The organism is Halobacillus sp. BBL2006, from assembly GCF_000786645.1.
Taxonomy (GTDB): domain Bacteria; phylum Bacillota; class Bacilli; order Bacillales; family Halobacillaceae; genus Halobacillus.
In genome coordinates this window covers 1-1519 of sequence record NZ_JRNX01000047.1, presented here as the reverse complement: position 1 = coordinate 1519, position 1519 = coordinate 1, and the positions used below count along the sequence as shown (strand labels likewise).

Sequence of the window (1519 nt, the reverse complement as noted above, 5' to 3'; positions counted from 1 at the left end):
GCTCCCCCACAGGAAAGCGAGTAGCTTCCCAATCACCGCTGCCTTCCAATATGGCAAACGAACCCCAAAACATCTCGGAATTGAGTCTTCCACTATCCTGCACGTTTGTGGAACAATTATTATAGAAAAAGCTAAAACAAATTCAAAAAATATAAGATTGGCAGAGCCATAGAAAGATTTTATTAAAGTGGAGTGAACATTTTGGAAGCACACAACGTAAAGAAAACTCATTTTATTTATTGGGCATCAGGTATAGTTTCCATATGCGGGATCATCTTTGAAGTGTTATTCGGAGCACTCGGCTCTTACATATTAGGAGATGGCGTAAAACAGTACACATTGACGATCAGTTTATTCTTGACAGGAATGGGGATTGGAGCAAGTATCAGCGAACGTATAATGAAAAACCTGATCATTACATTTGTTTGGATTGAACTGATGGTTGCCCTGCTTGGTGGATTCTCCAGCTTTACCATGTTCGGAATGACAGCCTTTGCCCCTGATGGAACGGATGCTCTTTTCTTATACTTAATCACATTTACGATTGGTGCCTTAACAGGTCTTGAATTACCGATTTTAATTCGTAAAGCCAACGAAATAGGAGAAGAACTGAACAGAAGTACAGCAAGAGTACTGTTTTCAGATTATGCCGGAGGACTTATCGGTGGCTTGTTATTCGCCTTTTATTTGCGTCCACAAATGGGAATGGTGAAAAGCGCTTTTTTTGTAGCTTGTATTAATTTGCTAGTTGCTGTTGTTGTCCTCTATCTTTTTCGCGCGGAAATACAGAAATTTTCTTTGCATATGTCTGCAGCTCTAATTATAGGAGCATTGCTGATAGCCGGACTGTTTTTTGGTGAAGAATTGGCTTTTTCATTTGAACAGAAGCTCTATAAAGACCCCATTATCCACATGGAAGAAAGTGCGTATCAAAAGATTGTCTTAACAAAGGAACAGGGGGATACACGTTTATTTTTAAACGGCTCGCTTCAATTCAGTTCATCTGATGAATATCGTTATCATGAAACTTTGGTCCATCCTCCTGTCTCTTTAGCAGATTCTCCCCGAAATGTCCTCGTGTTAGGGGGAGGGGACGGAATTGCCGTGAAAGAGTTGTTGAAATATGAACAGCTCAAAACTATTACGTTAGTAGATCTAGACCCTGCGATTACAAAGCTTGCAAAAACGAACTATCATCTACTGCAACTGAACCATGGGTCTTTGAGTGATGAACGGGTTCACGTTCTCAATAAAGATGCGTTCGAATTTTTAGAGCAGTCGAAAGACATGTATGATGTCATCCTGGTGGACCTGCCTGATCCCAATAATGAAAGTTTAAACAAGCTTTATACAAAGGAATTCTACTCTTTGGTTAGGAATCATTTATCTCCAGAAGGAGCAGTGATGATTCAAGCTACCAGCCCAGTATTTGCTACCGACGTATATTGGACAATCGATGAAACGGTTGCTTCTACAGGGATGTACACAGAAAATTTCCATGTAGATATTCCAAGCTTCG

1 protein-coding gene is annotated in these 1519 nt (G+C 40.2%); it reads left to right on the top strand.

The annotated features are described in order from the left end of the window. Positions 1-201 precede the first annotated feature (201 nt). A partial coding sequence (locus LD39_RS01905) for a polyamine aminopropyltransferase (protein ID WP_035542309.1) occupies positions 202-1519 on the top strand: 1318 nt, incomplete at its 3' end.